Source organism: Rhizobacter fulvus, from assembly GCF_964020785.1.
In genome coordinates, this window is the sequence record NZ_OZ224516.1 from 5,028,914 (window position 1) to 5,044,171 (window position 15,258).

A 15,258-nucleotide genomic window follows, 5' to 3' on the forward strand; every position below is an offset into this window, starting at 1 on the left:
CGATCAGGAGATCGGCTTGACGATGGTGGCGGTCTCGACGGCCGCGGCAGGCGCGGCGTGGACGGCATGGGCCGGCAAATCGGCGACCCAGCGGCGAACGCGCTCGGCGTCACCGATCCGCGAGTACTTGCCGGCCGAATCCAGGAACACCATGATCAGCTTGCGGCCCGCCATGCGCGCCTGCATCACCAGGCAGCGACCCGCTTCGGTGATGTAGCCGGTCTTCTGCAGCGCGATGTCCCAGGACGGGCTGCGCACCAGCGCGTTGGTGGTGCGGAACTGCGTCGGGCGGTTGCCGACTTCGACCTCGTATTCCGACGAGGTCGAGAACTCGCGAATGATGGGATGCGCCTGCGCCGCCTGCACCAGCGTGGCCAGATCGCGCGCGCTCGACTGGTTGCGGCTGGACAGGCCCGTGGGCTCGACGTAACGCGTGTCCTTCATGCCCAGTTCCTGCGCCTTGCGGTTCATCGCGGCGACGAACGCCTCCAGGCCCCCGGGATAAGCGCGTCCGAGGGCGTGGGCAGCGCGGTTCTCCGAAGACATCAGCGCGAGGTGCAGCATCTCCTCGCGGCTGAGGCTGGTCCCCACGCGCAGGCGGGAGCGGCTGTTCTTCTCGGTGTCGACGTCGTCGTCGGTGATCGTCAGCGTCTCGTTCAACGGCAGCTTGGCTTCGGTGACGACGAGCGCGGTCATCAACTTCGTCAGCGAGGCGATCGGCAGCACCGCGCCCGGGTTCTTGCTGAACAGCACTTCATTGGTGTCCGAGTCGAGCACCAGCGCGACGCTGGACTTCAGATCGAGCGAATCCGCCGTGTTGTGCAACCCGTACATCTGACCGAACGACGGGCGGGCGGGCTCGACTCGAAGCAGGGTCGAGACACGTCGGACGTTGCCGGCGCCGACCAGCGTCGCTTGGCGGGCACTCTTGCCGCGCGACTTGACGGCGGCCTTGGGCTTCACGGATGCGACCGCGTGGGACTTTTTCTTGGCGGCTCGCTGCGCCGCGTCTGAATGTGTCGGCATCGCGAGCGAAAAAGTCGCGATCAGCGCCCAAACGCCACCCAGAACCAGCTTGTTGATCGATGCCACGGACGTCCCTTTTCGCTCAGTGCCGGGAGTGTAGGTGAAAGAAAAAAAGCGCGCAAGATCAAAAACTTACGCGCTCTTCCTCAAGTCCAGACTCGCCGGCCGTCAGCCGGGCCGTGGTCACCCCTGGGCGGCGACTCGTTCGATTTTGCTGTGCAGCTTGTTCAACGCCGACAGGTAGGCCTTGGCCGACGCGACGACGATGTCCGGGTCGGCGCCCACGCCGTTGACGACCCGGCCGCCATGCTGCAGTCGCACCGTGACCTCGCCTTGGGATTCGGTGCTGCCCGAGGTGATGGCGTTGACCGAGTAGAGCAGCATCTCCGCACCACTTTGGAGCTTCGACTCGATCGCCTTCAGGCTCGCGTCGACCGGCCCGTTGCCGTCGCTTTCGGCATGGTGCTCGATGTCGCCGGCCGCAAAGGCCACGCTGGCATGCGGCTTCTCGCCCATCTCGGAGCGCTGCGACAGAGCGAGCAGGCGGTAGTGCTCCTGCTCGGCGGTCACGGATTCGTCCATCACCAGCGCGATGATGTCCTCGTCGAAGATGTCGCTCTTGCGGTCGGCCAGTTCCTTGAACCGCACAAAGCCGGCGTTGATCTCGGCTTCGCTCTCCATCTCGATGCCCAGTTCCTTCAGTCGCTGCTTGAACGCGTTGCGGCCCGAGAGCTTGCCGAGGACGATCTTGTTGGCGGCCCAGCCCACGTCTTCGGCCCGCATGATCTCGTAGGTGTCGCGGGCCTTGAGCACGCCGTCCTGGTGGATCCCCGACGCGTGCGCGAAGGCATTGGCGCCGACCACCGCCTTGTTCGGCTGCACGACGAAGCCCGTCGTCTGCGAGACCAGCCGCGACGCCGGCACGATCTGCGTCGCGTCGATGTTCAGATCGAGCTTGAAGTAGTCGCGGCGCGTCTTGACCGCCATCACGATCTCCTCGAGCGAACAGTTGCCCGCGCGTTCGCCCAGGCCGTTGATCGTGCATTCGACCTGGCGGCAGCCGCCGATCATCACGCCCGCCAGCGAGTTGGCCACGGCCATGCCGAGGTCGTTGTGGCAGTGCACCGACCAGACGGCCTTGTCCGAGTTCGGGATGCGGGTGCGCAGGTCGAGCAGGAACTGGCCGTACAGCTCGGGGATCGCGTAGCCGACGGTGTCGGGCACGTTGATCGTGGTGGCACCTTCGGCGATCACGGCCTCGAGCACACGACACAGGAAGTCCGGGTCCGAGCGGTAGCCGTCCTCGGGCGAGAACTCGACATCGCCGTTCAGGTTGCGCGCGAAGCGGGTGGCGAGTTTCGCCTGCTCGAACACCTGATCGGGCGTCATGCGCAGCTTCTTCTCCATGTGCAGCGCGCTGGTGGCCAGGAACAGGTGGATGCGGGTCGACGCGCCACCGGCCAGCGCCTCGGCGGCGCGGGCGATGTCGCGGTCGTTGGCACGCGCGAGCGAGCAGACGGTGCTGTCCTTGATCGCGTGCGCGATGGCCTTCACGCATTCGAAGTCGCCGTTCGACGAAGCGGCGAAACCGGCCTCGATCACGTCGACCTTCAGACGTTCGAGCTGGCGCGCGATGCGCAGCTTCTCGTCCTTGGTCATCGAGGCGCCGGGCGATTGCTCGCCGTCGCGCAGCGTGGTGTCGAAAATGATCAGCTTGTCGGCCATGATGAACTTGCTCCTGTGTTCTTCGGTGGATGTTAGGCGAGCGCCGGCTGCACCTGCGCGCCGACCGTGACGCCGCGCGCTCGCGCCAGTCCGGAGGCGATGGCTTTCAGCGACGCCGAGACGATGTTGGTGTCGATTCCGACGCCGAACAGCGTCTGCGCGCTGCCCGCCTCGGCGCCGATGCGCAGCTCGAGGTAGGCGACGGCGCGTGCGTCGGCCCCGCTGCCGATCGAATGCTCGTGGTAATCGAGCACGCGCAGCGGCAGGCCGACATGCGCGGCCAGGCCGCTCACGAACGCGTCGATCGGGCCGGTGCCGTGGCCGTCGACACGCACCTGCCGCCGCGCGATCGTCACGTCGGCGGTCAGCTGCACCGTGCCGTCATGACGATCGACGATCGTCGGATGCTCGACCCGCGCGCGGGTTGCATCGGCGATCGCGTATTCGCGTTCGAAGATCTGCCAGATGTCGGCCGCCGAGAGCTCCTTGCCCTCGCCGTCCATCACACCCTGCACGACCTGGCTGAACTCGATCTGCAGTCGCCGCGGCAATTCGAGCCCGTATTCGCTCTCGAGCAGGTAGGTGATGCCGCCCTTGCCCGACTGGCTGTTGACGCGGATCACCGCGTCGTAGCTGCGCCCCAGGTCCTTCGGGTCGATCGGCAGGTAGGGCATGTCCCAGACGTCGCCCTCGCGGCGCGAGGCGAAGGCCTTCTTGATCGCGTCCTGGTGCGAGCCGGAGAACGAGGTGTAGACCAGATCGCCCACGTACGGATGGCGCGGGTGCACCGGCAGCTGGTTGCAATGCTCGACACAGCGGCGCACGTCGTCGATGTCGGAGAAGTCGAGCCCCGGCGCGACGCCCTGCGTGTAAAGGTTCAACGCGATGTTGACCAGATCGACATTGCCGGTGCGCTCGCCGTTTCCGAACAGGCAGCCTTCGATGCGATCGGCGCCGGCCATCAGCGCGAATTCGCCGGCCGCCGTGCCCGTGCCGCGATCGTTGTGCGGATGCACCGAGAGCACGATACCGTCACGACGGGCCAGGTGGCGGTGCATCCACTCGATCATGTCGGCGAACACGTTCGGCGTCGAATGCTCGACGGTCGATGGCAGGTTGACGATGCACTTCCGCTCGGGCGAGGCTTGCCAGACCTCTGTCACCGCATCGACCACGCGCTTGCTGAAGGCGAGCTCGGTGCCGGAGAACATCTCGGGCGAGTACTCGAAGCGCCAGTCGGTCTCCGGCATGCGCGCCGCGCAGTCGCGGATCATCCGCGCGTGGCTGGCGGCGAGTTCGACGATGCCGTCCACATCCATGCCGAGCACCACGCGGCGCATCACCGGCGCCACCGCGTTGTACAGGTGCACGATCGCGCGCTTCGCGCCCACCAGCGACTCGAAGGTGCGCTCGATCAGGTGCGGCCGCGCCTGCGTCAGCACCTGGATCGTCACGTCGTCGGGGATGCGGTTCTCGTCGATCAGCAGGCGCAGGAAGTCGAACTCGGTCTGCGACGCGGACGGAAAGCCGACCTCGATCTCCTTGAACCCGATCTTCACCAGCATCTCGAACATCCGCAGCTTGCGCTGCGGGTCCATCGGTTCGATCAGCGCCTGGTTGCCGTCGCGCAGGTCGGTGCTCAGCCAGATCGGAGCCGCGCTCAGCACGGCGTCGGGCCAGGTGCGGTCGGTCAAGGCGATCGGGGCGAAGGCGCGGTACTTCTGCTGCGGTTGCTTCAACATGGTTTGGTTCCGGTGGAGTTCAAACCTGCAGCACAGAAATGACGAACGGCCCGCTGCAGGTTGCATACGGGCCGTTGAGATCAGGACGTGTGGACGTGCGTGACTAGCGAACCCGTGGTTCCTCTAGGAGTAGCAGCAGCGAGAGCGCGGACACGAACGTCATAAGCTTCGAATGTAGCACGGGACGGCGCGCCGCGTTCAGCGATGCAACCCTTGCTCGTCCGGATCGTCGGTGGACGTGGCGATCACGCTCGCGCGCTTGCCCTTCATCCGCCGCCACGCATAGATCGCGTAGCCCGACAGTCCGTAGGCGCAGAAGATCGCGAACAGCACCTTCGGCGGGTCGAGCGCGACCAGCGCGATGGCGATGGCGATCGCGACGATCACGATGAAGGGCACCGTGCGCCGCGAACCCACGACCTTGAAGCTGTAGAACGGCGCGTTGGTCACCATCGACAGGCCGGCGAACAACGTGAGCGCGAACGCGGTGTAGGCAAGCGCCGGGATCTGCGAGACGCCCTTGAACCCGGCGTCGTCGACCACCCACACCAGGCCGATCACGATCGCCGCCGCCGCCGGGCTCGGCAAGCCCTGGAAGAAGCGCTTGTCGACCACGCCGATGTTGACGTTGAAACGCGCCAGCCGCAGCGCCGCCCCCGCGATGTAGACGAACGCCGGGATCCAGCCCGCCTTGCCCAGGTCCTTCAGGCCCCAGATGTAGACGATGAGCGCCGGCGCGGCGCCGAAGCTGACCATGTCGGACAGGCTGTCCATCTGTTCGCCGAACGCGCTCTGCGAGTTCGTCATGCGGGCGACGCGGCCATCGAGGCTGTCGAGTACCGCGGCGCAGAACACCGCGATGCAGGACAACTCGAAACGACCGTTGATCGCCATCACGATCGCGTAGAAGCCGGAGAACAGCGCCGCCAGCGTGATCGCGTTCGGCAGCATGTACAGGCCCTTGCGCCGCGGCCGGGTGGTTTCGGCCGCAGGCGAGTTGTCCTCGTCAGGCAAAGGGGATGCGTCGTTCATCGGCGCGAGGATACCTTGCGATCAGTTCTTCGACTGGTCGACCAGGCGATTCTTCTTGATCCACGGCATCATCGCGCGCAGCTGCTCGCCGACCACTTCGATCGGGTGTTCGGCCGTGATGCGGCGGCGGCTCATCAACGTGGGCGCGCCGGCGCGGTTCTCGACGATGAAGCTCTTCGCGTATTCGCCGGTCTGGATGTCCTTGAGCACCTGCTTCATCGCCAGCTTGGTCGCGTCGGTGACGATCTTCGGCCCGGTCACGTACTCGCCATACTCGGCGTTGTTCGAGATCGAGTAGTTCATGTTGGCGATGCCGCCTTCATAGATCAGGTCGACGATCAGCTTCAGCTCGTGAAGGCACTCGAAGTAGGCCATCTCCGGCGCGTAGCCGGCTTCGGTCAGGGTCTCGAAGCCCGCCTTGATCAGTTCGACCGCGCCGCCACACAGCACGGCCTGCTCGCCGAACAGGTCGGTCTCGGTTTCTTCGCGGAAGTTGGTCTCGATCACGCCGGCCTTGCCGCCACCGTTGGCCGCCGCGTAGCTCAGTGCGAGATCGCGGGCCTTGCCGGTCTTGTCGGCATGCACAGCGATCAGGTGCGGCACGCCGCCGCCTTGCGTGTAGGTCGAACGCACGGTGTGGCCCGGGGCCTTGGGCGCGACCATCCAGACATCGAGGTCGGCGCGCGGAACGACCTGGCCGTAGTGCACGTTGAAGCCGTGCGCGAACGCGAGCGAGGCGCCCTGCTTCATGTTGGGCTCGACATCGTTCTTGTAGACGGCGGCGATCTGCTCGTCCGGCAGCAGCATCATCACCACGTCGGCCTGCTTGACCGCGTCGGCGACCTCGGCGACCTTCAGGCCGGCCTTCTCGGCCTTCGACCACGACGGGCCGCCCTTGCGCACGCCGACCGTGACCTTGACGCCGCTGTCGTTCAGGTTCTGCGCGTGGGCGTGGCCCTGCGAACCGTAGCCGATGATCGTGACGTTCTTGCCCTTGACCAGGCTCAGGTCGGCGTCTTTGTCGTAGTAAACCTTCATGTCTATCTCTCCTGTGGATTCAGTGGATGCGGGATGGTGGATGGCCTGAAGAATCAGACGCGCAGGATGCGCTCGCCGCGACCGATCCCGCTGGTGCCGGTGCGCACGGTTTCGAGAATGGCGGCGCGGTCGATCGCCTCCAGGAAGGCGTCGAGCTTGCCGGTGTCGCCGGTGAGTTCGATCGTGTAGCTCTTGTCGGTCACGTCGATGATGCGGCCGCGGAAGATGTCGGCCATGCGCTTCATCTCCTCGCGCTCCTTGCCGACCGCGCGCACCTTGATCAGCATCAGCTCGCGTTCGGTGAACGCGCCTTCGGTCAGGTCGACGACCTTGACCACTTCGATCAACCGATTCAGGTGCTTGGTGATCTGCTCGATGACCTCGTCGGAGCCGGCGGTGACGATGGTCATGCGGGAGAGCGAGGCGTCTTCGGTCGTCGCGACCGTCAGGCTCTCGATGTTGTAGCCACGCGCCGAGAACAGCGCGACGACGCGCGAGAGTGCGCCCGGCTCGTTCTCGAGCAAGAGGGCAATGATGTGTTTCATATCGATGTCCAGCGCGCTCGTTGGACCGGGGGCGGTAACCGCCCGGCCCTTGGCCACGCTGCTTTCGTTCAAAGGAGAGTGAATTCGCCGAAGGGGATCGGCGCCTCTCGCCGCAGTCCCGGACAAGGCGCGGTAACGCCCTGCCCCGCCGCGGCGTTCAGCGCGTCACAGGTCTTCGGAGCCCAACAGCATTTCGGAGATGCCCTTGCCCGCCTGCACCATCGGCCAGACGTTCTCGGTCGGGTCGGTGCGGATGTCGAGGAACACGGTGCGGTCCTTCAGGCGGATCGCCTCGCGCAGCGCGCCTTCAACGTCCGACGGCTTCTCGATCTTCAGCCCGACGTGGCCGTAAGCCTCGGCCAGCTTGACGAAGTCGGGCAGTGCGTCCATGTAGCTGTGCGAGTAGCGGCCGCCGTAGTCGAGCTGCTGCCACTGCCGCACCATGCCCAGGTAGCGGTTGTTCAGCGAGATGATCTTGACCGGCGTCTTGTACTGCAGGCAGGTCGACAGCTCCTGGATGCACATCTGGATCGAGCCTTCGCCGGTGATGCAGAACACGTCGGCATCGGGCTTGGCGAGCTTGATGCCCATCGCGTACGGCAGGCCCACGCCCATCGTGCCCAGGCCACCAGAATTGATCCAGCGGCGCGGCTCGTCGAAGCGGTAGTACTGCGCGGCCCACATCTGGTGCTGGCCGACGTCGGAGGTGATGTAGGCGTCGCTGTCCTTCGTCAGGTCCCAGAGGGTCTGCACGACGTGCTGCGGCTTGATCACTTCGGTGCTGTTCTTGAAGGACAGGCAGTCCTTCTTCCGCCACTCGTTGATCTGCTTCCACCAGGCGGAGATCGAGGGCACGTCGGGCTTGGACTGTGCGTCGCGGATCTGCGCGATCAGTTCCTGCAGCACGTCCTTCACGTCGCCGACGATCGGGATGTCGACGCGCACGCGCTTGCTGATCGACGACGGATCGATGTCGACGTGGATGATCTTCCGCTCCACCGAGGCGAAGTGCTTCGGGTTGCCGATCACCCGGTCGTCGAAGCGCGCGCCCACCGCCAGCAGGACGTCGCAGTTCTGCATCGTCATGTTGGCTTCGTAAGTGCCGTGCATGCCGAGCATGCCGAGGAACTTCGGGTCGCTCGCGGGCATCGCGCCCAGTCCCATCAGCGTGTTCGTGACCGGGTAGCCGAGCAGGTCGGCCAGCTCGCGCAACTCGGCCGACGCATTGCCCAGCACCACGCCGCCGCCGGTGTAGACGTAGGGGCGCTTCGCGGCGAGCAGCAACTGCACGGCCTTGCGGATCTGCCCGCCGTGGCCCTTGCGCACCGGGTTGTACGAGCGCATCTCGACCCGCTCGGGGTAGTAGAACGGCGTCTTGGCCATCGACACATCCTTCGGGATGTCGACGACCACCGGACCGGGCCGGCCGGTGCGCGCGATGTGGAAGGCCTTCTTCATCGTCAGCGCCAGGTCGCGCACGTCCTTGACGAGGAAGTTGTGCTTGACGACCGGGCGGGTGATGCCGACGGTGTCGCACTCCTGGAAGGCGTCCAGGCCGATCGCCGGCGTCGGCACCTGCCCGGTGATGATCACCATCGGGATCGAGTCCATGTAGGCCGTCGCGATGCCGGTGATCGCGTTCGTGACGCCAGGTCCTGACGTGACCAGCGCAACGCCGACGTCGCCCGTCGCGCGGGCGTATCCGTCAGCTGCGTGGACGGCGGCCTGCTCGTGGCGCACGAGCACGTGTTCGATCGTCTCCTGCTTGTACAGCGCGTCGTAGATGTACAGGACCGCGCCGCCCGGGTAGCCCCAGAGGAACTTGACGTTCTCGGCCTGGAGGCACTTGACGAGGATTTCGGAGCCGTTGGGCTCGGACGCCGGCGTGGCGCTGGAGGGGAGCGGCTGCGCCGACGCGGCCCGCTTCATTTCGGTGGGGGAGATGTCCATGGCGGAAACCTTTGCGAATTTCTCTGACGAAAAACCATCGGTGCACCTCTCCTCATCCTCGTGAGACGGGTGTGGTGCCTGAGGGTCGACGATGTCGGCGCTCCGGTTGAGCGGCCAGCGTGTCGACCAGAACTGTCGTGCAACCCGGCATTATGTCACCGCTTTGCTGCGCCGCCGCAAGGATCGCCGGGCCCGACGCGGGCAATGAGATAATCGCCGCCTTGCCTGCGGGGTCTTCCTCCACCTGGCGCCAGACGGTATCCGACGCTCTTGGCATCCAACAAAGAACTTTCCGACTTCCTGAAGAGCGTCGACAAGCGCGCCTTCAAGCGCGCGCTGTACGCGGTCCGCGACGAAGACGCCGCGCTCGACATCGTGCAGGACACGATGATCCGCCTGTCCGAGAAGTACGCCGACCGGCCCGCCGCGGAACTGCCGTTGCTGTTCCAGCGCATCCTGTCGAACGCGACGATGGACTGGTTCCGCCGCCAGAAGGTGCGCAACGCGGTGGTGCGCAACTTCTCGGACTTCGAATCGGCCGGCAGCGACGGCGACTTCGACATCCTCGAGACGCTCGAGGCCCTGGGCGGTTCGCTGGCGTCCGAGAGCACGGCCGATACCGCATCACGGGCGCAGATCCTGCTTGCCATCGAGGCCGAGGTGGCGCGGTTGCCCGGGCGTCAACGGGAAGCCTTCCTGTTGCGTTACTGGGAGGAACTCGATGTCGCCGAGACGGCCGCTGCGATGGGCTGCTCGGAGGGAAGCGTCAAGACGCACTGCTCGCGCGCCGTGCATGCCCTGTCGACGGCCCTCAGGACAAAGGGAATAACGCTATGAACCAGTACGACTTCCGCACCGATTCCCGCTTGCCGCCTCAGGCCGCCGTCGACGCGCTGCAGACGCGCTTCGCGCTGCGCGTGGCCGCTGGGCTGAGCGAGCGCACCGCCGAGATCGGCCCCGACCTGACCGAGCGCCTGCGCTTCGCACGCGAGAAGGCGCTCGAGCGCGCCCGTGCCACCCGCGCCGCCGCGACGACCCCGGCGGTCGGTGTGAGCCGCGGCGGCGCCGCCATCCTGGGCATGGCCGGATCGGGCTGGTGGCTGAAGTTCGCGTCGGTGCTGCCGGTGTTCGCGCTGGCGGCGGGTCTGTTCATGATCCAGCGCCTGCAGGACAACGCCCAGATCGCGACCGCCGCCGAGGTCGATGCCGCGCTGCTGGCCGACGACCTGCCGCCGCGCGCCTACAGCGACGCCGGTTTCGCCGAATTCCTGAAGACGCCGGGCGAGTGACCGGGGCTCCCATGACCCGAACCACGCGCGTCTCCACACCGGGTCCGCGTTGGGCCGTGACGGCCCTCACCCTGACGATGATCGCGGTCGGCTGCCTGGTGCAGACGTCGCAGGCACGTGCCCAGCCCCCGGCTGCAGCCGTCAAGGCTCCCCCCGCGGGCGAGCAGGGCGCCCGGTGGACCGAACTGCAACCGGCGCAGCAGCAGGCACTCAAGCCGCTGGAACGCGAATGGTCGACGATCGACGTGCGCAGCAAGCGCAAGTGGCAGGAACTCGCGGCTCGCTTTCCCAAGCTGAACCCGCAAGAGCAGGCGCGTGTGCAGGAGCGGATGACGGCCTGGGCCAAGCTGACGCCGAAGGAGCGCACCGAAGCGCGGATGCATTTCCAGGAGGCCAAGCAGCTTCCGGCGCAGGACCGCAGGGCGCGCTGGGACGCCTATCAGGCGCTGTCTCCCGAGCAGAAGCGGCAGTTGGCCGAGCGCGCCGCGCCGCCGACCGAGGCCGCGCGCAAGAACGCATCGCCCACGGCGGTGCGCTCGGTTCGCGACGCCGCACCGCAAGCCAAGTCCAACATCGTGCCGAACCCGGCGCTGGTCGCTGCGCCTCGCGCCGTGGCGCCGACTGTCGTTCAGGCCCGCCCGGGCGCAACGACCACGTTGATCAACCGGCGGCCTGCGCCACCCGGCCACCAGCAGACCGGCCTTCCAAAGATCGCGGCCACGCCTGAGTTCGTCAACAAGGCGACGCTGCTGCCGCAACGCGGCCCGCAAGGCGCGGCCACGCGCTCGGCCACCACGCCGGCACCCGAACCCACGCCGCGGCAATGACCGCGGCGACCGGGGCTCCAGGCGGCGTTTTCCAGACGCCGAGCCTGAAGCGGCGCATGGCGTCGTTCGTCTACGAGGGTCTGCTGCTGTTCGGAATCGGTCTGATCCCGGGCGCGCTCGGCGCCCTGTTCGTCGCGCTGACCGGCCACCAGCATCCGCTGCAGAGCGACACCGCGTTGCGGGCGATCACGCTGCTGATCTACGCGGTCTATTTCAGCTGGTTCTGGTCCGCGCGCGGCCAGACCCTGCCGATGCAGACCTGGCACATCCGCGTCGTCACCGCGGACGGCAGGCCGCTGAGCCAGGCACGCGCCCTGGCGCGCTTCGTCGCGAGCTGCGCCTGGTTCGCGCCGGCCGCGGCGGTCGCGGCACTGAACCACTGGACGCGCTGGCAGGGTTTGGCGGCCGTGGCCATCGGCGTCATCGGCTATGCACTGCTGGCACTGCTGCACCCGCAGCGCCAGTTCTGGCACGACGCGCTCTGCGGCACGCGCCTGATCGACGCGCGCCCGACCCCCATCCCGAAGACCTGAGCAGGCCTCTGCCCGAGGCACAATCCGGCCCCATGACCAATCCGCACAAGGGGCGCACCGGGCTCGACCGGGTCATCCGCGCCACCGGCTATTCGGTCGCCGGCCTGCAAAGCGCGTACCGCGGCGAGAGCGCCTTCCGCCAGGAGTTCTGGCTCGCGGTGCTGCTGTTGCCGATCGCGTTCTGGCTCGGCCGCAGCTGGGTCGAGGTGGTGCTGCTGGCCGGCTCGGTGATGCTGGTGCTGATCGTCGAGTTGCTCAACTCGGCGGTCGAGGCGGCGATCGACCGCATCTCGTTCGAGATCCACGACCTGTCGAAGCGCGCGAAGGACATCGGCAGCGCCGCCGTCTTCCTGTCGCTGCTGCTGTGCTCGGGCACCTGGGCCGCCGCGCTGTGGCAGCGATTCGCGGGATGATCGGGCCGATGAAACCCATCTCGTTGTGCATCTACTGCGGCTCGCGACCTGGCGTGTCGCCCGTCCATGCCGAGGCAGCACGCTCGGTCGGCCGCGAGATCGGCCGGCGCGGCTGGCAACTGGTCTATGGCGGAGGCCGCGCCGGTCTGATGGGCGTGGTGGCCGATGCGGCGCTGGCTGCCGGCGCCACGGTCGTCGGCGTGATCCCGACATCGCTGATGGACCGCGAACTCGGCCACATCGGCCTGACCGAACTGCATGTCGTCGACACGATGCACCAGCGCAAGACACTGATGGCCGAACGCAGTGACGCGTTCCTCGCGCTGCCGGGCGGCATCGGCACGTTCGAGGAGCTGTTCGAAGTGTGGACGTGGCGCCAGCTCGGCTACCACGACAAGCCGATCGGCCTGTTGAACGCCGCGGGCTACTACGACGCGATGCTCGGCTTCCTGCGCCACAGCGAAGCGCAGGGCTTCATGGCGGCCGAACAGAACGCGCTGCTGCAGGTCGACAGCGACCCGGTGGCCTTGGTCGAGCGGCTCGGCGCGCTGGCGCCGCTTGCCACGGCGCCGGACAACTACCGCCAGATCTGACGCGCGCGCAAGGCGGCCGTCAGACCGCTTCGTCGTTGGTCTCGCCGGTGCGGATCCGGATCACCTGCTCGATGGCGGTGACGAAGATCTTGCCGTCGCCGATCTTGCCGGTCTTGGCGGCCTTGACGATCGCCTCGATGCAACGGTCGACGTCCGCATCCTTGACGACGACCTCGAGCTTCACCTTCGGCAGGAAGTCAACCACGTACTCGGCGCCGCGGTACAGCTCCGTGTGGCCCTTCTGGCGCCCGAAGCCCTTGACCTCGGTCACGGTCAGGCCCGTCACCCCCACCTGACCGAGCGCCTCGCGCACTTCCTCGAGCTTGAACGGTTTGACGATCGCGGTGATCTGTTTCATGACGAGCTCCTGCAAGGGTTTGACGAGACTAGTTTAAGCGCGGAACTTCGAGGTGATCGGGTAGCGCCAGTCGCGCCCGAACGCCCGGTGCGTGATGCGGATGCCGACCGGCGATTGCCGCCGCTTGTATTCGTTGATCTTGATGAGCTTGGTGACCCGCTCCACGTCGGCCGCCGCGAAGCCGGCCGCGACGATCTCGTCGATGCCCTGATCGAATTCCATGTAGCGCGACAGGATCGCGTCCAGCACCTCGTAGGGCGGCAGGCTGTCCTGATCCTTCTGGTCGGGGCGCAGTTCGGCCGAGGGCGGGCGCGTGATGATGCGTTCGGGGATGATCTCGCGCCCTTGCGCGTTCTTCCACGCCGCCAGGCGGTAGACGAGCGTCTTGGCGACGTCCTTGATCACCGCGAAGCCGCCGGCCATGTCGCCATACAGGGTGCAGTAGCCGGTCGCCATCTCGCTCTTGTTGCCGGTGGTCAGCACGATGGACCCGAACTTGTTCGACAGGGCCATCAGCAGCGTGCCGCGGATGCGCGCCTGGATGTTCTCCTCGGTCGCGTCCTCGGCGCGGCCCGCGAACTCGGTGGCCAGGCTGCGCTTGAAATCTTCGAACATCGGCACGATCGAGATCTCGTCGTAGCGCACGCCCAGGCGCTGCGCCATGTCGCGGGCGTCGATCCACGAGATGTCCGCCGTGTAGGGGGACGGCATCATCACCGTGCGCACGCGGTCGGCGCCCAGGGCGTCGACGGCGATCGCCAGCACCAGCGCCGAGTCGATGCCGCCGGACAAGCCGATGATCACGCCGGGAAATCCGTTCTTGTCGACGTAATCGCGCACGCCGACGACCAGCGCCGCCCAGGCCTGCGCCTCGATAGACGGCGTGAGCGCCACCTCGCCGGTCGCCGTCACGGCGGACACGTCGAGCAGCGTCAGCGCCTCCTCGAACATCGCGGCGCGCGCGGTCACCGCACCTTCGGCGTCCAGCGCGAACGAGGCGCCGTCGAACACGACCTCGTCCTGCGCGCCAGCCAGATGGGCATAGAGCAGCGGCATGCGCAGTGCGCGTGCGGTCTGCGCCATCCGTTCCTCGCGCTCGGCCAGCTTGCCGAGGTGGAACGGCGAGGCGTTCAGCACGCACAGCACGTCCGCGCCAGCGGCCTTCGCGAGCGTGCCCGGCTCGTCGAACCAGGCGTCTTCGCAGATGTTCAGACCGAACTTCAGGCCCTGCACCTCGATCACGACGGCCCCCTGCCCCGCATCGCGGCCCGACGCGAAGTACCGCCGCTCGTCGAACACCTGGTAGTTCGGCAGTTCGCGCTTGCAATAGGTGGCCAGCACCCGACCTTCGCTCAGCACCGAGGCCGCGTTGTAGCGCTGCGGCACCGAAACCGAGTTCGACCTAACATCACCCCGATCACCGAACTGATGCGGATGCCCCACCACCACGAACAAGCCCGGCAAATCGGCCAGCGCTCGCGCGCAGTCGGCCAGCGCATCGGCGCAGGCCTGCATGAATGCGGGGCGCAGCAGCAGGTCTTCGGGCGGGTAGCCGCACAGGCCGAGTTCGGGGGTCAGCACCAGCCGGGCGCCTTGCGAGAAGGCGCGGCGCGCGGCGTCGACGATGCGCGCGCTGTTGCCGGCCAGATCGCCGACCGTGGCATTGATCTGCGCCAGCGCCACTTTGACCGAGGATTGTTCTGACATGGTGGGTACTGCGGACGCGCGCAAGCGAAAGACGGAGGCCGATTCGGACGGCCCGGAAGGCTCGAACGATTATGTCATTCGGGTTTTCGACGACCCGGGCCAGATCGATGCGGCGGCGTGGAACGAACTGGTCGCCGCCCAGGCCAGCGCCACGCCGTTCATGCGCCACGAGTACCTGCTGGCGCTGCACCGGTCGGAGAGCGCCGTGGCGCGGACCGGCTGGCTGCCGCAGTTCCTCGCGGTGTTCGATGGCACGGCGCTGATCGCCGCCTGCCCGCTCTACCTCAAGGAACACTCGTACGGCGAGTACGACAACTTATGTAGGCTTCTACACCGTGTACATATAGCATTGAGATTGGCAGCTTCCCCAGGTCATCATGGGCTCCTTGGCACCGAATTCATCGTCAAGCCACATCTGGACAAGTTCAGGTGTGACCCTGCGCACATGGGCAAACCCTAACGGCGAGCGCGTCCACCACT

The 15,258-nt window shown here is 66.8% G+C and carries 16 protein-coding genes; 7 read left to right on the forward strand and 9 right to left on the reverse strand.

The genetic code is table 11. The features are described 5' to 3' along the window. Positions 1 to 3: 3 nt before the first annotated feature. From pbpG to ACWH49_RS23885, 7 genes are all read right to left on the reverse strand, one after another. Positions 4 to 1,026: a D-alanyl-D-alanine endopeptidase gene (gene pbpG / locus ACWH49_RS23855; RefSeq protein ID WP_448174389.1), complete on the reverse strand. Its 1,023-nt coding sequence runs from the start codon at positions 1,024 to 1,026 to the stop codon at positions 4 to 6. Positions 1,027 to 1,209: 183 nt separating this feature from the next. Next, positions 1,210 to 2,751 carry a 2-isopropylmalate synthase gene (locus ACWH49_RS23860; RefSeq protein ID WP_448173696.1) on the reverse strand — a complete coding sequence of 514 codons (1,542 nt, stop codon included), beginning with the start codon at positions 2,749 to 2,751 and terminating at the stop codon, positions 1,210 to 1,212. Positions 2,752 to 2,783: 32 nt separating this feature from the next. Continuing rightward, a complete protein-coding gene (gene leuA, locus ACWH49_RS23865) occupies positions 2,784 to 4,493 on the reverse strand; it encodes a 2-isopropylmalate synthase (protein WP_448173697.1) in 1,710 nt (569 codons plus the stop codon). 198 nt (positions 4,494 to 4,691) lie between these two features. Next, positions 4,692 to 5,525 carry a CDP-diacylglycerol--serine O-phosphatidyltransferase gene (gene pssA, locus ACWH49_RS23870; RefSeq protein WP_448173698.1) on the reverse strand — a complete coding sequence of 278 codons (834 nt, stop codon included), beginning with the start codon at positions 5,523 to 5,525 and terminating at the stop codon, positions 4,692 to 4,694. 21 nt (positions 5,526 to 5,546) lie between these two features. Beyond that, positions 5,547 to 6,563, reverse strand: a complete 1,017-nt coding sequence (ilvC, locus tag ACWH49_RS23875; RefSeq protein ID WP_448173699.1) for a ketol-acid reductoisomerase — start codon at positions 6,561 to 6,563, stop codon at positions 5,547 to 5,549. 53 nt (positions 6,564 to 6,616) lie between these two features. After that, the gene (gene ilvN / locus ACWH49_RS23880) at positions 6,617 to 7,108 is read right to left on the reverse strand and encodes an acetolactate synthase small subunit (protein ID WP_056471147.1); all 492 of its coding nucleotides are present in this window, start codon (positions 7,106 to 7,108) and stop codon (positions 6,617 to 6,619) included. 165 nt (positions 7,109 to 7,273) lie between these two features. Then, on the reverse strand, positions 7,274 to 9,058 hold the full coding sequence (locus tag ACWH49_RS23885) for an acetolactate synthase 3 catalytic subunit (RefSeq protein ID WP_448173700.1): 1,785 nt from the start codon (positions 9,056 to 9,058) through the stop codon (positions 7,274 to 7,276). Between the two features lie 270 nt (positions 9,059 to 9,328). On the opposite strand from ACWH49_RS23885, the gene ACWH49_RS23890 reads away from it, so the two are divergent. Genes ACWH49_RS23890 through ACWH49_RS23915 form a run of 6 tightly spaced genes read left to right on the forward strand, consistent with a single transcriptional unit; the run spans position 9,329 to position 12,713 of the window. Next, positions 9,329 to 9,895 carry an RNA polymerase sigma factor gene (locus ACWH49_RS23890; RefSeq protein ID WP_448173701.1) on the forward strand — a complete coding sequence of 189 codons (567 nt, stop codon included), beginning with the start codon at positions 9,329 to 9,331 and terminating at the stop codon, positions 9,893 to 9,895. Continuing rightward, positions 9,892 to 10,347: a DUF3619 family protein gene (locus tag ACWH49_RS23895; protein ID WP_448173702.1), complete on the forward strand. Its 456-nt coding sequence runs from the start codon at positions 9,892 to 9,894 to the stop codon at positions 10,345 to 10,347. Before ACWH49_RS23890 ends, ACWH49_RS23895 begins: the two co-directional genes overlap by 4 nt. A 56-nt stretch (positions 10,348 to 10,403) precedes the next feature. After that, the gene (locus ACWH49_RS23900) at positions 10,404 to 11,174 is read left to right on the forward strand and encodes a DUF3106 domain-containing protein (RefSeq protein ID WP_448173703.1); all 771 of its coding nucleotides are present in this window, start codon (positions 10,404 to 10,406) and stop codon (positions 11,172 to 11,174) included. Next, positions 11,171 to 11,707 (forward strand): RDD family protein, encoded by a 537-nt coding sequence (locus tag ACWH49_RS23905; RefSeq protein ID WP_448173704.1) that lies wholly within the window; start codon positions 11,171 to 11,173, stop codon positions 11,705 to 11,707. The genes ACWH49_RS23900 and ACWH49_RS23905 overlap by 4 nt, the downstream gene beginning before the upstream one ends. Before the next feature lie 32 nt (positions 11,708 to 11,739). Then, positions 11,740 to 12,120, forward strand: a complete 381-nt coding sequence (locus ACWH49_RS23910) for a diacylglycerol kinase (protein WP_056470169.1) — start codon at positions 11,740 to 11,742, stop codon at positions 12,118 to 12,120. 8 nt (positions 12,121 to 12,128) lie between these two features. Next, the gene (locus ACWH49_RS23915; protein WP_448173705.1) at positions 12,129 to 12,713 is read left to right on the forward strand and encodes an LOG family protein; all 585 of its coding nucleotides are present in this window, start codon (positions 12,129 to 12,131) and stop codon (positions 12,711 to 12,713) included. A 19-nt stretch (positions 12,714 to 12,732) separates the two neighbouring features. Here the strand turns inward: ACWH49_RS23915 and ACWH49_RS23920 are convergent, their stop codons facing one another. Then, positions 12,733 to 13,071, reverse strand: coding sequence for a P-II family nitrogen regulator (locus ACWH49_RS23920; RefSeq protein ID WP_056471155.1), 339 nt, complete (start codon positions 13,069 to 13,071; stop codon positions 12,733 to 12,735). 33 nt (positions 13,072 to 13,104) lie between these two features. After that, entirely contained in the window at positions 13,105 to 14,778 is a 1,674-nt protein-coding gene (locus ACWH49_RS23925; RefSeq protein WP_448173706.1) for an NAD+ synthase, read from the reverse strand. Here ACWH49_RS23925 and ACWH49_RS23930 point away from each other — a divergent pair. Beyond that, positions 14,777 to 15,238: a peptidogalycan biosysnthesis protein gene (locus ACWH49_RS23930; RefSeq protein ID WP_448173707.1), complete on the forward strand. Its 462-nt coding sequence runs from the start codon at positions 14,777 to 14,779 to the stop codon at positions 15,236 to 15,238. The two genes, ACWH49_RS23925 and ACWH49_RS23930, sit on opposite strands and share 2 nt — an antisense overlap. The last annotated feature ends 20 nt before the right edge of the window (positions 15,239 to 15,258 follow it).

Bases quoted from the DNA above. Each gene is read 5' to 3' on its own strand.
- ACWH49_RS23905 (WP_448173704.1), top strand. From the start codon at position 11,171: ATGACCGCGGCGACCGGGGCTCCAGGCGGCGTTTTCCAGACGCCGAGC.
- ACWH49_RS23920 (WP_056471155.1), bottom strand. From the start codon at position 13,071: ATGAAACAGATCACCGCGATCGTCAAACCGTTCAAGCTCGAGGAAGTG.
- ACWH49_RS23930 (WP_448173707.1), top strand. From the start codon at position 14,777: ATGGTGGGTACTGCGGACGCGCGCAAGCGAAAGACGGAGGCCGATTCG.
- leuA (WP_448173697.1), bottom strand. From the start codon at position 4,493: ATGTTGAAGCAACCGCAGCAGAAGTACCGCGCCTTCGCCCCGATCGCC.
- ACWH49_RS23915 (WP_448173705.1), top strand. From the start codon at position 12,129: ATGAAACCCATCTCGTTGTGCATCTACTGCGGCTCGCGACCTGGCGTG.
- ilvN (WP_056471147.1), bottom strand. From the start codon at position 7,108: ATGAAACACATCATTGCCCTCTTGCTCGAGAACGAGCCGGGCGCACTC.
- ACWH49_RS23860 (WP_448173696.1), bottom strand. From the start codon at position 2,751: ATGGCCGACAAGCTGATCATTTTCGACACCACGCTGCGCGACGGCGAG.
- ilvC (WP_448173699.1), bottom strand. From the start codon at position 6,563: ATGAAGGTTTACTACGACAAAGACGCCGACCTGAGCCTGGTCAAGGGC.
- pssA (WP_448173698.1), bottom strand. From the start codon at position 5,525: ATGAACGACGCATCCCCTTTGCCTGACGAGGACAACTCGCCTGCGGCC.
- ACWH49_RS23910 (WP_056470169.1), top strand. From the start codon at position 11,740: ATGACCAATCCGCACAAGGGGCGCACCGGGCTCGACCGGGTCATCCGC.
- ACWH49_RS23885 (WP_448173700.1), bottom strand. From the start codon at position 9,058: ATGGACATCTCCCCCACCGAAATGAAGCGGGCCGCGTCGGCGCAGCCG.
- ACWH49_RS23895 (WP_448173702.1), top strand. From the start codon at position 9,892: ATGAACCAGTACGACTTCCGCACCGATTCCCGCTTGCCGCCTCAGGCC.
- pbpG (WP_448174389.1), bottom strand. From the start codon at position 1,026: ATGCCGACACATTCAGACGCGGCGCAGCGAGCCGCCAAGAAAAAGTCC.
- ACWH49_RS23925 (WP_448173706.1), bottom strand. From the start codon at position 14,778: ATGTCAGAACAATCCTCGGTCAAAGTGGCGCTGGCGCAGATCAATGCC.